This window comes from Shewanella sp. YQ_9 (assembly GCF_043103185.1).
In the GTDB taxonomy this organism is placed as follows: Bacteria; Pseudomonadota; Gammaproteobacteria; order Enterobacterales; family Shewanellaceae; genus Shewanella; species Shewanella algae.
This window is the reverse complement of the sequence record NZ_JBICJO010000011.1, coordinates 108,223-126,673: the sequence shown is the minus strand read 5'-3', so window position 1 is coordinate 126,673 and position 18,451 is coordinate 108,223. Positions and strand designations below refer to the sequence as shown.

Annotated in this window: 15 protein-coding genes and 1 pseudogene; 10 read left to right on the top strand and 6 right to left on the bottom strand. The window is 53.7% G+C overall.

Going from position 1 to position 18,451, the window contains the following annotated elements:
• From ACF8D4_RS03435 to ACF8D4_RS03425, 3 genes and pseudogenes are all read right to left on the bottom strand, one after another.
• A pseudogene (locus ACF8D4_RS03435) lies at positions 1-107 on the bottom strand (IS110 family transposase); the annotation flags it as partial.
• A 1,010-nt stretch (positions 108-1,117) separates the two neighbouring features.
• On the bottom strand, positions 1,118-2,950 hold the full coding sequence (locus ACF8D4_RS03430; RefSeq protein WP_083390188.1) for a flotillin family protein: 1,833 nt from the start codon (positions 2,948-2,950) through the stop codon (positions 1,118-1,120).
• Between the two features lie 26 nt (positions 2,951-2,976).
• Positions 2,977-3,609 carry a YqiJ family protein gene (locus tag ACF8D4_RS03425; protein WP_044735026.1) on the bottom strand — a complete coding sequence of 211 codons (633 nt, stop codon included), beginning with the start codon at positions 3,607-3,609 and terminating at the stop codon, positions 2,977-2,979.
• Positions 3,610-4,035: 426 nt separating this feature from the next.
• Here ACF8D4_RS03425 and ACF8D4_RS03420 point away from each other — a divergent pair, with 426 nt between their 5' ends.
• The 5 genes from ACF8D4_RS03420 to ACF8D4_RS03400 all read left to right on the top strand — a co-directional run bounded on the left by ACF8D4_RS03420 (position 4,036) and on the right by ACF8D4_RS03400 (position 7,246).
• Entirely contained in the window at positions 4,036-5,526 is a 1,491-nt protein-coding gene (locus ACF8D4_RS03420) for a carboxypeptidase M32 (RefSeq protein WP_392466285.1), read from the top strand.
• Between the two features lie 66 nt (positions 5,527-5,592).
• Positions 5,593-6,078, top strand: a complete 486-nt coding sequence (locus tag ACF8D4_RS03415) for a GNAT family N-acetyltransferase (protein ID WP_025889284.1) — start codon at positions 5,593-5,595, stop codon at positions 6,076-6,078.
• A 3-nt stretch (positions 6,079-6,081) separates the two neighbouring features.
• Complete coding sequence (locus ACF8D4_RS03410; RefSeq protein WP_025889282.1) at positions 6,082-6,432, top strand: DMT family protein; 351 nt, start codon at positions 6,082-6,084, stop codon at positions 6,430-6,432.
• A 27-nt stretch (positions 6,433-6,459) separates the two neighbouring features.
• Positions 6,460-6,711 (top strand): DUF2960 domain-containing protein, encoded by a 252-nt coding sequence (locus tag ACF8D4_RS03405; protein WP_392466288.1) that lies wholly within the window; start codon positions 6,460-6,462, stop codon positions 6,709-6,711.
• A gap of 25 nt (positions 6,712-6,736) precedes the next feature.
• Entirely contained in the window at positions 6,737-7,246 is a 510-nt protein-coding gene (locus ACF8D4_RS03400; protein WP_071237031.1) for an RDD family protein, read from the top strand.
• A gap of 233 nt (positions 7,247-7,479) precedes the next feature.
• Here ACF8D4_RS03400 and lptG read toward each other — a convergent pair whose 3' ends face one another.
• Together lptG and lptF are read right to left on the bottom strand one after the other, a co-directional pair.
• Positions 7,480-8,538, bottom strand: a complete 1,059-nt coding sequence (lptG, locus tag ACF8D4_RS03395; RefSeq protein WP_025889279.1) for an LPS export ABC transporter permease LptG — start codon at positions 8,536-8,538, stop codon at positions 7,480-7,482.
• Positions 8,535-9,647: an LPS export ABC transporter permease LptF gene (gene lptF, locus ACF8D4_RS03390; protein ID WP_025011394.1), complete on the bottom strand. Its 1,113-nt coding sequence runs from the start codon at positions 9,645-9,647 to the stop codon at positions 8,535-8,537. The genes lptG and lptF overlap by 4 nt, the downstream gene beginning before the upstream one ends.
• Before the next feature lie 238 nt (positions 9,648-9,885).
• Between lptF and pepA the strand changes: the two genes are divergently transcribed.
• The 3 genes from pepA to ACF8D4_RS03375 all read left to right on the top strand — a co-directional run bounded on the left by pepA (position 9,886) and on the right by ACF8D4_RS03375 (position 13,633).
• The gene (gene pepA, locus ACF8D4_RS03385) at positions 9,886-11,394 is read left to right on the top strand and encodes a leucyl aminopeptidase (RefSeq protein ID WP_028781604.1); all 1,509 of its coding nucleotides are present in this window, start codon (positions 9,886-9,888) and stop codon (positions 11,392-11,394) included.
• A 503-nt stretch (positions 11,395-11,897) separates the two neighbouring features.
• Positions 11,898-12,503 (top strand): TetR/AcrR family transcriptional regulator, encoded by a 606-nt coding sequence (locus tag ACF8D4_RS03380; protein WP_071237080.1) that lies wholly within the window; start codon positions 11,898-11,900, stop codon positions 12,501-12,503.
• A gap of 92 nt (positions 12,504-12,595) precedes the next feature.
• The gene (locus ACF8D4_RS03375) at positions 12,596-13,633 is read left to right on the top strand and encodes an NADP-dependent oxidoreductase (protein WP_071237081.1); all 1,038 of its coding nucleotides are present in this window, start codon (positions 12,596-12,598) and stop codon (positions 13,631-13,633) included.
• A gap of 154 nt (positions 13,634-13,787) precedes the next feature.
• On the opposite strand, the gene ACF8D4_RS03370 is transcribed toward ACF8D4_RS03375, so the two are convergent.
• A complete protein-coding gene (locus ACF8D4_RS03370; RefSeq protein WP_208129136.1) occupies positions 13,788-14,693 on the bottom strand; it encodes a PhzF family isomerase in 906 nt (301 codons plus the stop codon).
• 199 nt (positions 14,694-14,892) lie between these two features.
• Here ACF8D4_RS03370 and ACF8D4_RS03365 point away from each other — a divergent pair, with 199 nt between their 5' ends.
• Positions 14,893-15,357 (top strand): DNA polymerase III subunit chi, encoded by a 465-nt coding sequence (locus tag ACF8D4_RS03365; protein ID WP_208169999.1) that lies wholly within the window; start codon positions 14,893-14,895, stop codon positions 15,355-15,357.
• 15 nt (positions 15,358-15,372) lie between these two features.
• A complete protein-coding gene (locus ACF8D4_RS03360; protein WP_392468324.1) occupies positions 15,373-18,252 on the top strand; it encodes a valine--tRNA ligase in 2,880 nt (959 codons plus the stop codon).
• The last annotated feature ends 199 nt before the right edge of the window (positions 18,253-18,451 follow it).

Here is an 18,451-nt window from a genome sequence, read left to right as displayed (position 1 = left end):
TGAGACCGTTTTACCGCACGATTAAAGACAGATTTCCCCGCCTGATTAACACCACAGACCTGAAAGATATTTTTTGCGAGATCAATTCCAATTAGTGTAACGTTCATGTCAGGACACCTTTTGTTGTTTGAATGTGCAAATTCAATATGGCGCTAATGACGCCTTCTTAACAAGAGGTGTCCATCCCATCATCCTTGTAAGCTCTGCCTCGCCATCCCTGGCTCGGAAGGTCACAGTTCCACCTGTGCCTGGAAAATAGGTGTATGTCTGCAAGCACTTCAGATATTTCAAGCTACTCGGTACTAACAGAATTGCACCAATTCCCCCTCGGTGTCGCCGAAAGCCGTTGGCGCAAATAACGTGGCTGAGGCATGGATGCCGAAGCAGCGACAGTCGAATCAGGGATGAGCGTCTGAAGCGATAGTTATTTGCGCCATTAGGCTGAGGGGCTTTCGACACCGTGTAGGGGCGGCAAGGGAGATCCAAGAGGGGATTGCTGTTGATCCCTTCTTGGTCGGGTGTGGGGCGAAGCTCCACGACTTTACGCCGCTGGAACAGCGGCTATCATAGCTTTCAGTTCAAAATAACCAAATAACATTAATTGGGCTTCCAGCAACGGACGTCTCCCATTGCCTGCCGCAGGCTTATGCACAGGCGATCCTGTGACTCGGCGAGAGTTGCACAGCAACATGCTTTCGAGCGCGAACCAGGGATGGTGAGCTGGCCGTTAAACAGGAAAGTTGTTGTGAATACGTCCATGTAGCCTCGACGAAAACATCTGACCTACAGGGACGTAGGAAATGCCGAATTTGTCTGGAACAAAATTCGGCCCTGTTTTCGACGGTCACAGTTCCGCCTTTGCCTGGAAATGAGGTGTATGTCTGCAGACACTACGGATGTTTCAAGCGGCTACATTCTCACAGAATTGCACCAACTCCCGCTCGAAACCGCCATTAGGCGTTATTTGCATATTGGCGTAGCCGAACCTGGTTTGGCGAATTGAAAACAAATTTTCCGAGGCAATGCCTGATAAGAAGAAGCTATACCTGATAAGAACAAGCTATGCCTGATAAGAAAATGCCCTCCTATTGGAGGGCATTGATGAGTACAACCGGGCTTAAGCGTTTCTCGGTTGCTCAGGCTTATCTATATCCAAAGTCACTTCATAGGCCACATTGTTTTGGCTGACAGGCTTTACCGTCTCCACTTTGGGCTCGGCACTGGCCTTGGTATCCCGGGCGATTTGCAACGCTTCATGGGTGAGCATGTTGTTGCCGCTCAGCAGATCATTCAGGCCACCCTTCTCGGCATCTACCAGCCCCAACTCTCTAAGCATGGCATCGACCACAGGCGCGTTGGCACGGTAGTTGAGCGCCGCACTGGTAACCTGCTCGGCAATGCCGCCCTTGACACCGGTGCCATCAGAAGCAGTCCCCAGTTGGCCGGTTACGCCGCTGCCATAGCCTTGAAGGATCTTGATGCCTTCGATGTTTTCCAGCGGTTTAACCGCATTGGCGACGATTTCCGGCAGAACTTTGAGGATCGCCAGTGAGCGCTGCAGGGCAACTTGCTCGTCACGCAACACGTTCTCGGCTTCGTGCAGTGCCTGTTTACCGGCCGCTTCCACCGCATACACCTTCTCATCGGCCTCGGCCTTGAGCATCTTGGCATCGGCACTGGCGCGGGCTTCGGTCAGTATCGCTATGGATCTATCTTCGGCGGCGCGTTTCTCGGCTTCAGCCTGAACTGTAACCCCAACGGCTTCCCGCTCCGCCTCTTTACGGGCGTCGATAACTTCAATCTCTTTGCGACGATTGGCCTCAGCTACCTGACGCACTGTGATTACCGCTTCCTCTTTTTCAACCTTGAGCTTTTCGGCCTCGGCGGCGCGGGCTCTGGCGGCAGATTCCTCTTCCGACTTGGCGGCAACCGCAATCTGTTTCTCCTGTTCGGAGACTTCGATATCTCGCAGCTGTTGAATTCTGGCCTGCTCAATTTGCTTACGCTTTTCAATCTCGCGGGTTTCTATGTCTTTGGTCTTTTCAATTTCCGCCGACTCGATGGCGCGTTCCTTGGCGATTTCCGCCTCCCGCTCCTCACGCTGCTTTTGCTCTTTCTGCTTGATGATCTCGGCCTTTTGTTCAGCGCGCTTGAACTCCAGTGCCTGCTGCTGGATCAGACGTGCTTCCTCTTCGGCCTTTTCAATGTTCAGTGACTCTTTTTCGGCTTCCAGGTTACGCAGCTCAATCTGGATCCGGTTGTCCTGCTGAATATCGTTGGTTTCTTTGCGCTTTTCTTCGATGATCTTGGCGAGTCTGGCACGACCTTCGGCGTCGAAGGCGTTGTTCTCATTGAAGAACTCCAGCTCTGTCTGGTCAAAACCTGTCAGAGAAACCGACTCCAGTTCCAGACCGTTTTTCTCGAGATCATTGGCAACGTTGTTCTGCACCCGCTGTACAAAGTCGGCCCGCTGTTCGTGCATCTCTGTCATGTTCATTTCGGCAGCCACGGCGCGCAGCACGTCAACAAACTTGGACTCCATCAGCTTCTTGAGCTCTTCCACCCTATTGGTGCGACCGCCCAATGTCTGGGCCGCCATGGAGATACCTTCGGCATTGGGGGCCACCCTCAAGTAAAAGTCGGCCTTGACGTCCACCCGCATCCTGTCTTTGGTGATCAGGGCATCTTTTTGGGTCTTGCCCACCTCGATGCGCAGGGTGTTCATATTGACGTGAATAATTTCATGCAGTACCGGCAGGACAATGGCGCCGCCATCTTTGACTACCTTTTCACCACCGAAACCCGTGCGCACAAAGGCCATCTCTTTGGTAGCGCGGCAATAGAGCTTGGCAAAAATAAACCCTATCACCAACAGGCAGAGCACTACTGCGCCTGCGGTAAACAGCAACATACTGGTGCCACTGGTATTTAAACCCGGGATGGTTTCCATTCCTGTTGTTTCCTTCTTTGGTTAGATTATTGTTCAAAACGGGTGGCAGACCACACGCGGCCGCTGCGTCTTAGCAGCACCACTTGCACCCCTGCCGGGAATTCGGTGTCTTCGTCTTCGGGCTCGACCAGGACATAGTGTTTCTGACGGTACTGATCCTGAACCACAGCCTCGCTGGGATTTCCCTTGATGGCACAGCCGAGTGTCACAGTGCCGACGCTGCCGCTGAGATCTTCGATTGAGACGGCACTGGATTCATTTTTGGGAAGAATTCGAGCCAACTGCCTACCGAGGAAATGGCAGGCAACCGCCGCCAACGGCAAGGCCAGCAGCAAAGAAAACACTTGTGGCAACAGGGCCGAGGTCAGCAGCCAGGAAAAATAGTTAAGCAGGTAGCCCGTAATACTGAAACATCCCAGCGCCAGCACAAACCAGATAAGCACAGGCAGCCTATCCAGGCAGAGCCAACCGGCCAGCGCTGTCAGTCCGCCCTGAGGCAGGTCAGTATCAAGATCGGCATCGGGAAGCCAGTCATCCATGGCGGCCATCAGGCTGATACCCGCGATTAATGTGAGTCCCTCTATCACTCCAAGCAGTGCCACTATTGCCAAGGCTACAGCATAGGGCAGATTGGACTGGGCCAGAAAAAAGTCCAGCACAGGATTCCTCCTTGTGGGCGACGACCGCTCCCGGTCGCCAACATTCCATATATGCCTGTTAAATTCAGGTAATTCCTGAGTTTACCTCCAGGCAAGCTTGGACTCCAATAGCTTTTATCTGCATTTGACGTCAGAAATCGGAAGCAGTTCACACTAAGGCTCAAATCCAGAAGGTTTGATACTGCCATCGCAACGCTTAAGGCTTAACCAGGCTTAGTTAACCTTAAGTCGCAAACTGCCGGCTCAATATCGGCAACAGGGAATAACCCAATTAGTGCCACACCTTTATTTTTTGTTACAAAACATTATGTTAATCAATCTACGCATGAGTAAAGCCTACTGAAAACTGCTTGAGTATCGTCCCTTGGCTTGGTTAGCATAGGGGCAGTTATTCTTTGATGAATGCCAGACATTCCAGAGCACACCATGACAGCCAAAACCGAATATCAGCAACTTTGCCAGCACTTTCGTACCATCAGCCACTTTGAGCATTTCAGTGCCCTGGGGGACTGGGACCAAGCCACCATGATGCCCATGGGCGGCAGCGAGGCCCGCTCCGAGGCGATGGCCGAGTTGGCATTACACATTCACAGCTTGAAAACCGCCCCCCGGCTTGCCGAATGGCTGGATAGCGCCGAAGCCAAGGCCGCCGAACTCAGTATCGAGCAGCAAGCCAACCTCAGAGAGATGCGCTGGCACTATGCTCAAGCTATAGCCGTGCCGGGGGACTTGGTGCAGGCCAAGACGCTGGCGGGTTATCGCTGTGAAAACCAATGGCGCGAACAGCGACATAACAACGATTGGCAAGGGTTTCGCCCCAATCTTGAAGCGGTAATCGCCTTGGTGCGAGAAGAAGCCCAGGCTCGCTCGGCGCACACTGGCAAGGCCGGTTACGATGCCCTGCTGGACAGATTTGAACCCGGCATGACATGTGAGCGGCTGGAGACCACGCTTGGGGCAGTGCGGGACTGGTTGCCCGAGCTTATCCAAAAAGTGAAGCACAAGCAGCTACACCAGAGTTACAAGAGCAGCGCCGGCGACTACCCGATAGCAGACCAAAAGCTGCTGGGACGGGAGGTAATGCAATATCTGGGATTTGATTTCAACCAAGGGCGTTTGGATGTCAGCTCGCACCCATTTTGCGGTGGCGTGCCCGGTGATATCCGCCTCACCAGTCGCTACACGGAAGATGACTTTATCGCTGCCCTCACCTCCACTATTCACGAAACGGGTCATGCCCGTTACGAGCAGGCGCTGCCAAAGGATTGGCGAGGACAACCTGCCGGAATGTCTCGCTCCATGGGGATCCACGAGAGTCAAAGCCTGTTTTTTGAGATGCAACTCGGCGGCAGCCGCGCCTTTATCAGCAAGCTCTATCCGAGAATTCGCCGACATCTCGACTGCCCGGTATCGGCCCATGAACTGGTCGACAATATCACCCGGGTCAAGCCGGGTCTTATCCGGGTCGATGCCGATGAAGTCACCTATCCGGCGCACATACTGCTGCGTTTTGAAGCCGAGCAGGCCTTTATCGACGGCAGCCTGGAAGTGAAAGACCTACCCGATTTCTGGGATCAAAAGATGCAGCAATATCTGGGGCTGAGTACTGTCGGCAATTATAAAGATGGTTGCATGCAGGATATTCACTGGACCTTGGGCGAACTGGGATATTTCCCCAGCTACACCTTGGGGGCCATGTATGCCGCCCAGCTGAGATTTGCCATGGAAGCCGAGTTGGGCCCCATTGAAGCCCTGCTTAGCCAGGATAAGCTGGGGCAGATTTGCGACTGGCTGGATGAAAGGATCTGGTCCAAGGGGTGCCTGCTGGAAACCGATGAACTGATCCGCAGCGCCACAGGGCATAGTCTGGATCCCGGCTTCCTGCAGCGCCATCTGCAGCAGCGCTATCTGGATTAATTTATCTGCAAAAATGGTATAATGGCGCGTTTCTACGAAGTAACTGAAAAGAGAAAGTGAATTCAGATGTTGATACGCGCCATTAGCCAGGATGACTGGCAAGCCATAGGCGAAATTCAAGCAGAGTGCTACCACGCTCTGGCCCCCGAACCTTTACATGTACTCAAGAGCAAGTGGCAGGCATCACCGCAAACCTGCTATGTCCTTGAAAAGAGTGAACAGGTGGTAGGCTATTGTCTGGCTCATCCCTGGACCGAAGACACCCCTCCGCCACTGTACAAGGCGATTACCACACTGCCCAAGGCCGACACCCTTTATCTGCATGATATTGCCATCAGCAACAGGGCTCAGGGATTCGGCGCCGGACGCAAACTGTTTGATACCCTCAAGCTTCAGGCGGAAAAACTGCGCCTGGGTTCCTTGTCACTGGTTGCAGTACAAGGCGCCTGTGGTTACTGGGAAAAGCTCGGCTTTAACCACAAGCGTATCGAAAAATCGCTGGCCACCTATACAGATGACGCCAGTTATATGGTCTATCCGGTAGCCCGCTGACAGATGCAACCCACACTCATCACCATAGGCTTGTTATGCCTGAGCAATATCTTTATGACCTTTGCCTGGTACGGCCACCTCAAGTCCCTTTCAGGTAAACCCTGGATCATTGCCGCTTTGGTCAGTTGGGGCATAGCCCTGTTCGAATATCTTTTGCAGGTACCGGCCAACCGTATTGGTTATAGTGTGATGAATGTGGGCCAGCTCAAGATACTTCAGGAAGTCATCACCCTGAGTCTGTTTGTTCCTTTTTCATTCTATTACCTTAAAGAACCACTGAAACTGGACTATCTCTGGGCCGGGTTATGTATGCTCGGCGCCGTTTATTTTATATTTCGCAGTAAGTTCGCTTGAGCCCACTGCTTTAAATGAGGACACAAGATGGCACGTCAGGTCGCCTATGAATACAAGGGGGTCGCGAAAGTGATCAACTTTGCCTATGACAAATACCACGACATGTACGAGGCTGTTGCCGCCGCCGAGGGAATAGATCTCAGCCGTTTTCTGGCGATGGAGCAGCAAGTCACCATGACAGCCAAAGGCGGTGGCGCCCTGAAGAGCTATCGCACCAGTGAATTCGCCCGTATGGGATTTCGTCATATCCACTTTGTCAAAGAAGAAGAGCAGGGTTAATACCTGCCTAAAAGAGGGTTAAGCCATGATAAATCCAGAGCACGCCAATTTTCCCCGAGCCGGCTTTTTCAAGCGCCTCGGTGCCGCCGTTTATGATCTGCTGCTGGCGGTAGCCGTCTACATGTTTGCCGGCGCCATAGGGTTTGGGATCTTTACCGGCCTTACCGCCTCCGGCCTCATTCCCATGGGGAACTATGAACATGTTTCGGATCTGCTCAATGGCAACAGCCTCTATCACGGCATCTACCAGCTGTGGCTGGCCTGCTGTGTGGCCGGTTTCTACGCCCTGTTCTGGTCCAAGGGCGGCCAGACTCTGGGCATGCGCGCCTGGCGCCTCAAGGTGCAGCATCCCAACGGCCAAAACCTGAGTTTTATTACCGCGCTGGCACGGGTAGTTTGGTCCTTGTTGGGAATAGGCAACCTGTGGATCCTGTTCAATGGTGACAAACTGGCACTGCAGGACAGCATGACCCGCTCAGAAGTGGTGCTTCTCAGTAAAGAAGCCAACTCACTGCGTAACTGGCACGGAGCCTGAAGTACTGGGCATGAGCTACTGAACATGAACTACTGAACTGACTCTAAGCCTAAATCATACCGATTGCGATGACATTAGAGTAAGCGGCTGTCATAAACCTTTTAGACCCGCGCCCAATACGCAAACCACAGCAAAAAGCCCTGTCAGTGACAGGGCTTTTTCATAGAGTTAACAGGCAATGGAGGCTTTAAACCGCAGCGGCTTTACTCTCAAGCCTTCAATCCTCAGCGTCCTCAGCGGCGGATATAGTAGATAGCCGCGCCGGTAAACAGCACACTCGGCATCATGGCGCCCATCAAGGCCGGCAGCTCATAGACTATGCTCATGGGGCCGAAGATCTCATTACAGATATAGAAGGTAAAGCCGGCTATCACCCCGAGTAATACCCTGGCCCCCATGGTGACGGTTCGCAGCGGCCCGAACACAAAAGAGAGCGCCACCAGCATCATCACAGCCACTGTGATGGGTTGCATCACCTTACGCCACAATGCCAACTCATAGCGACTGGCGTCCTGATTGTTGTTCTTCAGATAATCGAGATAACCGACCAAACCACGGATAGACAGGGCATCGGGTTTAACCGACACCACGCTCAGCTTGTCCGGTGTCAAACTGGAGGGCCATCTGTCTTCCTTGAGGTTATCCAGCACCACTTGCTCATTTTTGAACACAGTGCGGCGAACCTCCAATAAACGCCAATATTCCTTGGTGTAGATCGCCTGCTCGGCGTGCACCACACTGGCCAACTTCTGCTCTGAGTCAAACTCGTAGAGGGTAATATTGCCAAGACGGGTCACATCTTCAATCTCGCCGATGTTGACGAACAGGTTTCCGTCTCTGGCCCAAATCCCGCGGTGGGACTTAATCAGGTTACCGCCGGAGATCTTGTTGGTCTTAAGCTCATAGGCCTTCTGCTCCGCCACCGGTGCGCCCCATTCACCCAGTACCATCACCAACAGCATCAAAGGGACCGCCGTCTTCATCGCCGACAGGGTGATCTGCAGCCGTGACATGCCGGAGGCCTGCATCACTATCAGTTCAGAGTTGGAGGCCAGCATGCCCATACCGATGAGGGCCCCAAGCAGCACGGCCATGGGGAAGAACATCTCCACATCTCTTGGGATCAAAAACAGCACATAGACTGCGGCATCCATCATGGTGTAGCTGCCCCGGCCCACCAGACGCAGCTGATCGACCCATTTGATGATCCCGGAAAGCCCGGTCAAAATCAGCAGACACAGGGCAGAGGTGCTGAGCAGTACTCTGGCAATATACCAGTCCAGTATCTTCATGCTGCGGCCCCCCGGCGTTTGAACAGGCCGGTCAGGCGAGTGCCCAAAGGTCTGCCCTTACCTATCAGCAAGATGCCCATCACCAATGCCGAGGCATGGATCCACCACATCCCCAGCCAGGCCGGGATCACCTCATCCTGCAGTGCCTTGCGCCCGGCGACCATCAAGCCGAAATAGCCAAGATAGAGCAATACCGCCGGGAACACCTTGGCAAACTTGCCCTGACGCACATTAACCCGCGCCAGCGGCACCGCAATCAGCGTCATCAAGGGGATCGCCAGCGGAATAGCCAGTCGCCAGTGAAATTCTGCCACGGCTTCCGGCCCCGGCGTATTGAGCAGTTCCTTGAAAGGCACGGCAGATAACTTACGATCCCTCTCATCCACTTCCTGCTCTTTGAGCTGCATCTGATAGCCGCCGAACTCAATCACCTGGTAATCCACCCGGTTCGGGGCTCCCTGATAACGCACGCCATCATCGAGCTTGAGCCGCTGACCACCGGTTGCGTCTTCCACCACCCGGCCACCATGGGCCACTACCAGGTTGGTAACGCCACTTTCGTCTTCCGCATCGGGAAGCTGGGCCACAAAGACTTTTTCCAGTTCGTTGTCTTTACTGATTTTTTCAACAAAGAGCACAGCCCGGCCATTGGCACTGGTTTGAAAACGTCCCTGAACCAGGGCGGCAAGCCCGGCCTCTGACTGAGCCTTTTCCAAAACCGTGTGCTGTTTGTCCTGCGCCCAAGGCGCGACATAAAGCGCCAGATAACCGGTAAACAGGCTGTTGAGCAACGCCAGGATCAGGGTTACCCGGGTGACATACCATTCGCTGATGCCGACCCCGTGAAAGACCACCATCTCGTTTTCTGCATACATGCGGCCATGGGCGAGCAAGATCCCCAGAAACAGACTCAGGGGCAGGATAAGCACCGCCAGTTCGGGCAGATTGAGGCCTATCAGTGTCATCACCAGGGAAGCGGGAAATTCGCCATCGGAGGCATCGGCCAGGATGCGGACAAATTGCTGGCTGATAAAAATAGCTAACAAGACTGAAAGCACCGCTATTTGTGCCTTCAAAACTTCGCGGATCAAGTATCTAAATACAATCACAGGCTGAATCCGGTATCCAAACTTATCTTTTTGCTGGTGTCAGTGTTACTTTCATGTAGACTGTCTACTTTTGATAGTTTTCTGACCATAACAGGCGGCATTTTGGTTGTTTCAGGCGTATGATTCTTGTCAGCCAAACCAGCCCCCTGCTGCAGGAAATTTTCCGCCTTTGGGCGGCACAAGCAGACATTATCCAATAAATAAAAAAGTTTGTCTTTAAAAGAATCTAGGAGAGCTCATGGAGTTTAGCGTAAAGAGCGGCAGCCCCGAAAAACAGCGCTCGGCCTGCATAGTTGTAGGTGTTTACGAACCCCGTCGCCTGTCCGGCATCGCCGAACAACTGGACAAAATCAGTGAAGGTTACATCAGCAACCTGTTGCGTCGTGGCGATCTGGAAGGTAAGCCCGGGCAGATGTTGCTCCTGCATCATGTACCCAATGTACTGAGTGAGCGGGTTCTGCTGGTAGGTTGCGGAAAAGAACGAGAACTAGACGAGCGCCAATACAAGCAGATCATCACCAAGACGATCAACACCCTCAACGATACCGGCTCAATGGAAGCCGTTTGCTTCCTGACCGAACTGCACGTTAAAGGCCGCGACACTTATTGGAAAGTGCGCCAGGCCGTGGAAACCACCAGCTCTACCCTCTACAGCTTCGATGGACTCAAGACCCGCAAGGGCGAGACCCGCCGCCCGCTGCGCAAACTGGTATTCAATGTCCCTACCCGTCGTGAACTGACGGTCGGCGAGCGCGCCATCGAGCACGGTGTCGGTGTTTCTGCCGGTATGCAGTTGTGCCGCGACGTGGCCAATATGCCACCCAACATCTGTAACCCGGCTTATCTGGCCTCGCAGGCCCGGCAACTGGCCGAAGTGCATGAGAACCTGAAGGTTAGCACTGTCGGTGAAGAGCAGATGGCCAAGCTTGGCATGAACGCCTACCTGGCCGTGGGCCGTGGCAGTGCCAACGAGTCCATCATGACAGTGATGGAATATCAAGGCGCCGTCGACACGACCGCCAAGCCGATAGTGCTTGTAGGTAAGGGTCTGACCTTTGACTCAGGTGGTATCTCGCTCAAGCCGGGCGAAGCCATGGATGAAATGAAATACGACATGGGCGGCGCTGCCGGGGTACTGGGTACCATGAAGGCCATCTGTGAAATGAAGCTGCCTATCAATGTGGTTGGGGTACTGGCCGGCTGTGAAAACATGCCTTCCGGTAATGCCTACCGCCCAGGTGATATTCTCACCACCATGAGCGGCCAAACCGTGGAAGTACTCAACACAGACGCCGAAGGCCGTCTGGTGCTTTGTGATGTACTCACCTATGTGGAGCGCTTCGACCCTGAACTGGTGGTCGATACCGCCACTCTGACAGGTGCCTGTGTTATCGCGCTGGGTAAACACGCCTCAGGTCTGTTCTCGGCCCATAACCCGCTGGCGAGTGAGCTGCTCAATGCCGGTGAGCAGAGCGGTGACCGCGCCTGGCGCCTGCCGATATGGGATGAGTACCAGGAGATGCTGGACAGCCCATTTGCCGATATGACCAACCTGGGCGGACGCCCTGCCGGTTCTATCACTGCGGCCTGTTTCCTGTCGCGCTTTACCAAGAAGTACCACTGGGCTCACCTGGATGTAGCGGGTACAGCCTGGAACAGCGGCGCCAACAAGGGCTCAACCGGTCGTCCGGTTCCTATGCTGGCGCAGTTCCTACTGAACCGCGCCGGAGTCGAGCAAGGCGAATAAGTGCCTGACTCCCTGCCAATAAAAAGCGAAGCCCAGTGCTTCGCTTTTTCTTTTTGTGGGGTCATGCCATTGGCTATTTTATAAAGCCAATCTTCCCTTTGTCCTGCTCCTTCCCCGTCTTTTGATTATCGCCCCCGCCTTTTGATTATCGCCGATAGAACCGGCGCTTGAGCAAAATGGTATTCATCCACGGCTCAAACCACAGAGCGAAGCCGCAGTAAACCGACCTGTTGAAAGGCAGTGGCTCAATACGGCCCCATAAAACTCGGCTTCAGACTAAGTTTGCACAGCTGAGTTTGCACAACTGAGTTTGCAAATACAGTTCCCGCCGACATGGCTCCGTTTGCTTTAACTCTGAACGCTTTAATTCATTGTTTTTAATCCAGTTACTTTCTATCGTGTTTCCTTAGTCACTTGGTTCTGACACTTAGGCCCCAATCCAAATAAGCGTTGTTCAAATAAACCACTAGACGACTGGTCTAATGGTAATTATACTGGCCGCCATGAACACACAGACACAAAGCACACGCCAACACATACTGGACACGGGTTACCAGCTCGTCGTAACCAAAGGCTTTTCCAATGTTGGCCTGTCACAACTGCTGCAACATGCCAAAGTCCCCAAGGGCTCCTTCTACCACTACTTCAAATCCAAGGAGCAGTTCGGTGAAGCCCTGATAAAGGACTATTTCAACGATTATCAGGATAAGCTGCAGGCACTGCTGGGCCATGAGCGCACTCCGGCGCTACAACGGCTGCAAAGCTACTGGCAACTCTGGCTGGACTGCGACGCCGATGTCTGTGGCGCGCAAAAGTGCTTGGTAGTAAAGCTAAGTGCCGAAGTGGCCGATCTCTCTGAGCCGATGCGTATGGCGCTGCTGCAAGGTGCCAAGCGGATCATTGCCACCATTGCCGAATGTATCGAAGCCGGTAACCGGGATGGCTCTGTCAAAGTCGGCAACAGTGACCAGACGGCGCAGCTACTTTACAACCTCTGGCTGGGGGCCAGCCTGATGAGCAAGCTGACTCAGGATAAAAACGCCCTTAATCTGGCAATGCAAACCACTGACAACATACTCGCAGGCAGGCTGGACAACAGCGGCCAGTAACAGATACTCCCCGCCACACAGGTGGCGGGATTTTTTTAACCAAAAACTAGACGACCGGTCTAATTAAGCAATAAAAGCCAATGGAGCCTATTATGACTGCCAATCAAAACCCACATCAGCGCATTGTGCTGGCCTCTCGCCCGAGCGGCGCTCCCAATGCAGACAACTTCCGTCTGGAAAGCAGCAGCAAGCCGGTGGCAGGTGACGGCCAGGTGTTGCTGCGCACCATCTATCTGTCGCTGGATCCATACATGCGCGGCCGCATGAGTGATGCAAAATCCTATGCCGAGCCGGTAGCCGTGAACGATATCATGGTCGGCGGTACGGTTTGCCAGGTGGAAGAGTCCCGTCATCCGGACTTTGAAGTCGGTGAGTGGGTGCTCGCTTACACTGGCTGGCAAAACTATGCCCTTTCGGACGGTGAAGGGTTGTTGAAACTCGGCAAAGCGCCGGCTGCCCCTTCATACGCCCTCGGAGTCATGGGCATGCCGGGTTTCACCGCCTATATGGGACTGCTGGATATTGGCCAGCCCAAAGCGGGAGAAACTCTGGTGGTTGCCGCCGCCACCGGACCGGTTGGCGCTACTGTAGGCCAGATAGGTAAACTCAAGGGCTGCCGGGTAATAGGTATTGCCGGCGGCGCTGAGAAATGTCGCCACGCCAAAGAAGTACTGGGTTTCGATGAGTGTCTGGATCACAAGGCCGAGGACTTCGCCGAGCAGTTGGCCCGAGTCTGCGACCAGGGAATAGACATCTATTTCGAGAACGTCGGCGGCAAGGTGTTTGATGCCGTATTGCCCCTGCTGAACACCAGCGCCAGAGTCCCCGTATGTGGTTTGGTGTCTCAATATAACGCCACTGAGTTACCGGCCGGTCCGGATCGCCTGTCACTGCTGATGAGCACCATTCTGGTGAAGCGGATAAAGATGCAGGGCTTTATCATTTTTGACGACTATGGTCACAGATATGAAGAGTTTGCCAAGGATATGGGTGACTGGCTGTCTCAAGGCAAAATTCAATACAAGGAGCAACTGGTCGAAGGGCTGGAGCAGGCCCCACAAGCCTTTATCGGCCTGCTTGAAGGTAAAAACTTCGGCAAGCTGGTGATCAAGGTTGCCGAGCCGCTGTGATAAAAACTAATGGCTGCACCAAGTTGAGTCCTGCGGCCATTCGGTAACCAGCAAAGCAAGACTTGCGGTCCTCTATAAGCATAAACGCCAAGAGGGCCGCCAATTTTGATGGCTTAATTCAGGCTATTCACGCCGTCTTTAACAAAGCTTTGGATCAGGTCTCCAGCTTAAGCCTGGTTTCAAAGACAATCCGGGCACGCCCTTTGATTTGAACTTTGTGAACAGTCTCTTTATCGGCAAAGACCCGCACCTGCATATATCCCTTGCGGCCCATCTGTTCGCCCTGAGCGATGGAAAACTCCGAGCCCTGCATGCTGGCAGGCAAGCTGCCGTAGTGAGTCAAATAAGCGCCCAAAGGCCCATTGGCATTACCCGTCACAGGATCCTCTGTTATCCCTATGGCAGGTGCAAACATACGCCCTGCAGCCAGCACGCCCTCTTCTTCAGACTCCAGTGTAAACAGGTAAAAACCATTGCAACCAATTTCCCGACTCAACGCCACCAGCTTGGGCTCATCCAAGGTGACCTGCTCGAGCAGCGCTTTACTCTTGAGTGGTACCATCACTTTGGAGTGGCCGGTAGAAACTATCTGTACCGGCAAATCCGTCACCAGGGCCCCTTCAGGCAAGCCGGTACCCAGCAACAATGACTCAACCTGGGCAGCACTCAAGATGGCGCCAAACTCTACCTTTCCCTGAGTCATCAGCACTGAAATATCGCCCTCTTCCGGTGCTATGGTAACCGGTAGCTTTCCTGCTCCCGTCTTTTGAATCACGGTTCCATCTGTGACACTGCGACTTTTGGCATAAACATAGTGGGCCGACACCGTGGCATGGCCACAGATAGGGACCTCTTGAGTGGGAGTAAAAAACCTGACTTCGATATCGTAATCGGCCCCTGGAGTATTAAAAATAAAGGCAGTTTCCGAATTATTTAGCTCTCTGGCGATATTTTGCATCTGCCGCTCATTCAAGCCATCGGCATTGAGCACTACACCGGCGGGATTACCGGCAAACAGCTCAGTGGTAAAGGCATCCACTTGAAAGAGTTGTAACTCCATGATTGACTCCGGAACAAAAGCGTCAAACGAGTATCGACACTTTCCCAACCCTTGGCAATATAGGCGTAGCTTGTCACCCGATAGCTCAAGAGCCTTATCTGGATGGCGCTGACCATTTCAACCTTTGGCCAAAAGGTGTAAAATCCTCCTCTTATGTCAAATGGCTACCAGTGTTCTGTGCAGGGGTGAGATGCAGGCGATGAGCAAGGCAACTTTTTATCTGCTGCCGAATGCAGCACAGCAACCAAGCGCCGAGCAGTTGCAACTGCTTGCCTGTCAGTTGGCCGGGCAGCATTATGCCAAGGGTGAATGGCTCTATATTCACTGTGAGGATCAGGCTCAGGCCCATGGGATTGACGAGCTGCTGTGGCAGTTTGAGCCCAGTGCTTTTGTGCCCCACAACCTCAAAGGGGAAGGCCCTGCCGCCGGTGCACCGGTTGAAATCGGCTTTGACAGGCTGGGGCCCAATCAACGCCGCCCGATACTGATCAATCTGGCCACAGAAGCCCCGGCGTTTGCGGTAAACTTTGGCAGGATCATAGATTTTGTTGCCGGTGATGAGCAACACAAGGCCCTGGCCAGGGACAGATACCGCCAGTATCGTAATCTGGGAGTCACGCTCAGCACCCAGGATTTGGCAACACAACCACTTAATTTTGTTTGAGAAACGACAGTTCCCATGGAAAAAACATACAATCCGCAGTCTATTGAACAAGCGCTCTACCGTGTATGGGAAGAGAAAGGTTACTTCAAGCCCCACGGTGACGAGTCCCAGGGCAACTATTGCATCATGATCCCGCCGCCGAATGTCACCGGCAGCCTGCATATGGGACACGCCTTCCAGGATACCATTATGGACACCCTGATCCGTTACCAGCGGATGAAAGGCAAGAACACCCTCTGGCAAGTGGGTACCGACCATGCCGGTATCGCCACCCAGATGTTGGTGGAGCGCAAAGTCGCCGCCGAAGAAGGCAAGAGCCGCCACGACCTGGGCCGTGAAGCCTTTATGGACAAAGTATGGGAATGGAAGAACCAGTCCGGTGGCACCATTACCCGCCAGATGCGTCGCCTGGGCGCCTCGGTAGACTGGGACCGCGAGCGTTTCACCATGGACGAAGGCCTGTCGGAAGCCGTGCAGGAAGTGTTTGTTCGCCTCTATGAAGATGATCTCATCTATCGCGGTAAGCGCCTGGTTAACTGGGATCCCAAGCTGCACACTGCGATCTCCGATCTGGAAGTGGAAAACAAGGAAAAGCAAGGCCACATGTGGCACTTCCGCTATCCACTCGCCGATGGCGCCCTGACCGCCGACGGTAAAGACTATCTGATTGTCGCCACCACACGTCCGGAGACTATGCTGGGTGACAGCGCGGTTGCCGTGCACCCTGACGATGAGCGTTATCAATCCCTGATAGGCAAAGAGATCATTCTGCCAATCGTTAACCGCCGTATTCCTGTGGTGGCCGATGACTATGTGGATATGGAGTTCGGTACCGGTTGCGTGAAGATCACCCCGGCCCACGACTTCAACGACTATGAAGTCGGCAAGCGTCACAATCTGCCTATGTTCAACATACTCACCCAGGATGCCGCCATCCGCACTGTGGCCGAAGTGGTGAATGTCGACGGTAGCCTCAACACCGAATTGGACGCCTCTTTGCCAAGCCGTTACGCCGGTATGGACAGATTCAAGGCCCGCGATGCAGTTGTCGCCGAATTCGAGACCCTGGGTCTTTTGGAAAAAATCGAGCCCCACGGCCTGAAAGTGCCTTATGGCGACCGCAGCGGCGTGGTGATTGAGCCGCTGCTGACAGACCAATGGTATGTGTCTGTCAAACCACTGGCCAAGACAGCCATAGAAGCGGTGGAAAACGGCGATATCAAGTTTGTGCCTCAGCAATACGAGAACATGTACTTCTCCTGGATGCGTGACATTCAGGACTGGTGTATTTCACGCCAGCTGTGGTGGGGGCATCGCATTCCGGCCTGGTATGACGACAGCGGCAAGGTCTATGTCGGCCGTAACGAAGCCGAAGTCCGTGCCAAGCACAACTTGGCAAGCGATATTGCTCTGCGTCAGGATGATGATGTACTGGATACCTGGTTCTCCTCTGCCCTGTGGACCTTCTCCACCCTGGGCTGGCCACAGCAAACTCCTGAGCTGAAAACCTTCCACCCCACAGACGTGCTGGTGACAGGTTTCGACATCATCTTCTTCTGGGTAGCCCGGATGATCATGATGACCATGCACTTCATCAAGGATGAAGACGGCACACCTCAGGTGCCTTTCAAGACTGTCTATGTGACCGGGCTTATCCGTGATGAGCAAGGCAACAAGATGTCCAAGTCCAAGGGTAATGTGCTGGATCCTCTGGATATGATCGATGGCATAGATCTCGAATCTCTGGTTGGCAAGCGCACCGGTAACATGATGCAACCGCAGCTGGCCGCCAAGATAGAAAAGAGCACCCGCAAGGAGTTTGCCGACGGCATCGAGGCCCACGGTACCGACGCGCTGCGCTTTACCCTGGCCGCCATGGCATCCACCGGCCGTGACATCAACTGGGACATGAAGCGCCTGGACGGTTACCGCAGTTTCTGTAACAAGCTGTGGAATGCTTCCCGCTATGTACTGATGAATACAGAAGATCAGGATTGCGGCCCCAACTCACCCAACGGCAAGGCCGGCGGTGAGATGCAGCTGTCGCTGGCGGATCGCTGGATCACAGGTCTGTTCAACCAAACGGTCAAGACCTTCGAAGAGCATATGGGCGCCTATCGTTTCGACCTGGCCGCCAATACCCTGTACGAATTCACCTGGAACCAGTTCTGTGACTGGTATCTTGAGCTGACCAAGCCTGTGCTGCAAAACGGATCTGAAGCCGATCAGCGTGGCACCCGTCATACTCTGGTGACTGTACTCGAGCAGCTGTTGCGCCTGATGCACCCATTGATGCCATATATCACTGAAACCATCTGGCACCGTGTCAAACCACTTGCCGGTGTGGAAGGGGAAACCCTGATGCTGGCCGCCTTCCCTGAGTATCAGGCCGACAAAGTCGATACCGAGGCCATGGCCGACTTGGAATGGGTCAAGCAAGTGATTGTTGCCGTGCGTAACATCCGCGCCGAGCTGAACATAGCCCCATCCAAGCCGCTCAACGCCTTGCTGCGCAGTGTCAGTGCCCGCGACAAGGCCCGTGTAGAAGCCAACCAAACCTTCTTCACTACCTTGGCCAAGCTGGAAAGCATGACGATTCTGGCCGATGGCGACAACGCGCCCATGTCCACCACCCAACTGGTGGGTGAGATGGAACTGTTGATCCCTATGGCAGGGCTTATCGACGTAGCGGCTGAGATGGCTCGTATCGACAAACAGCTGGAGAAGCTGAGTGGCGAAGTGGCCCGCATTGAAGGCAAGCTGTCCAATGAAGGCTTTGTTGCCAAAGCCCCGGCCGCCGTTATCGACAAAGAGCGCAGCAAGATGGCTGATCTCAAGCGCGATATGGACAAGCTCAAAGAGCAGCAATCCGAGCTGGCCAAACTGGAAGCCTAACGGTTAACCCAAGAGCGATAAACGTAAGGGCAGTCAATCGACTGCCCTTTTTTCATTCTGTTTGCGCCCTGGGCAGAGGGTTGGCAAGATTAAGATAATTTCATCTGCCAGTGCTGGCTATCGGGGCAACATATTGTTAAATTGGGGAATATTCCAAGGGGAGTAACTTCTCGCCGGTTTGTCGTCATTACGGTGTTTG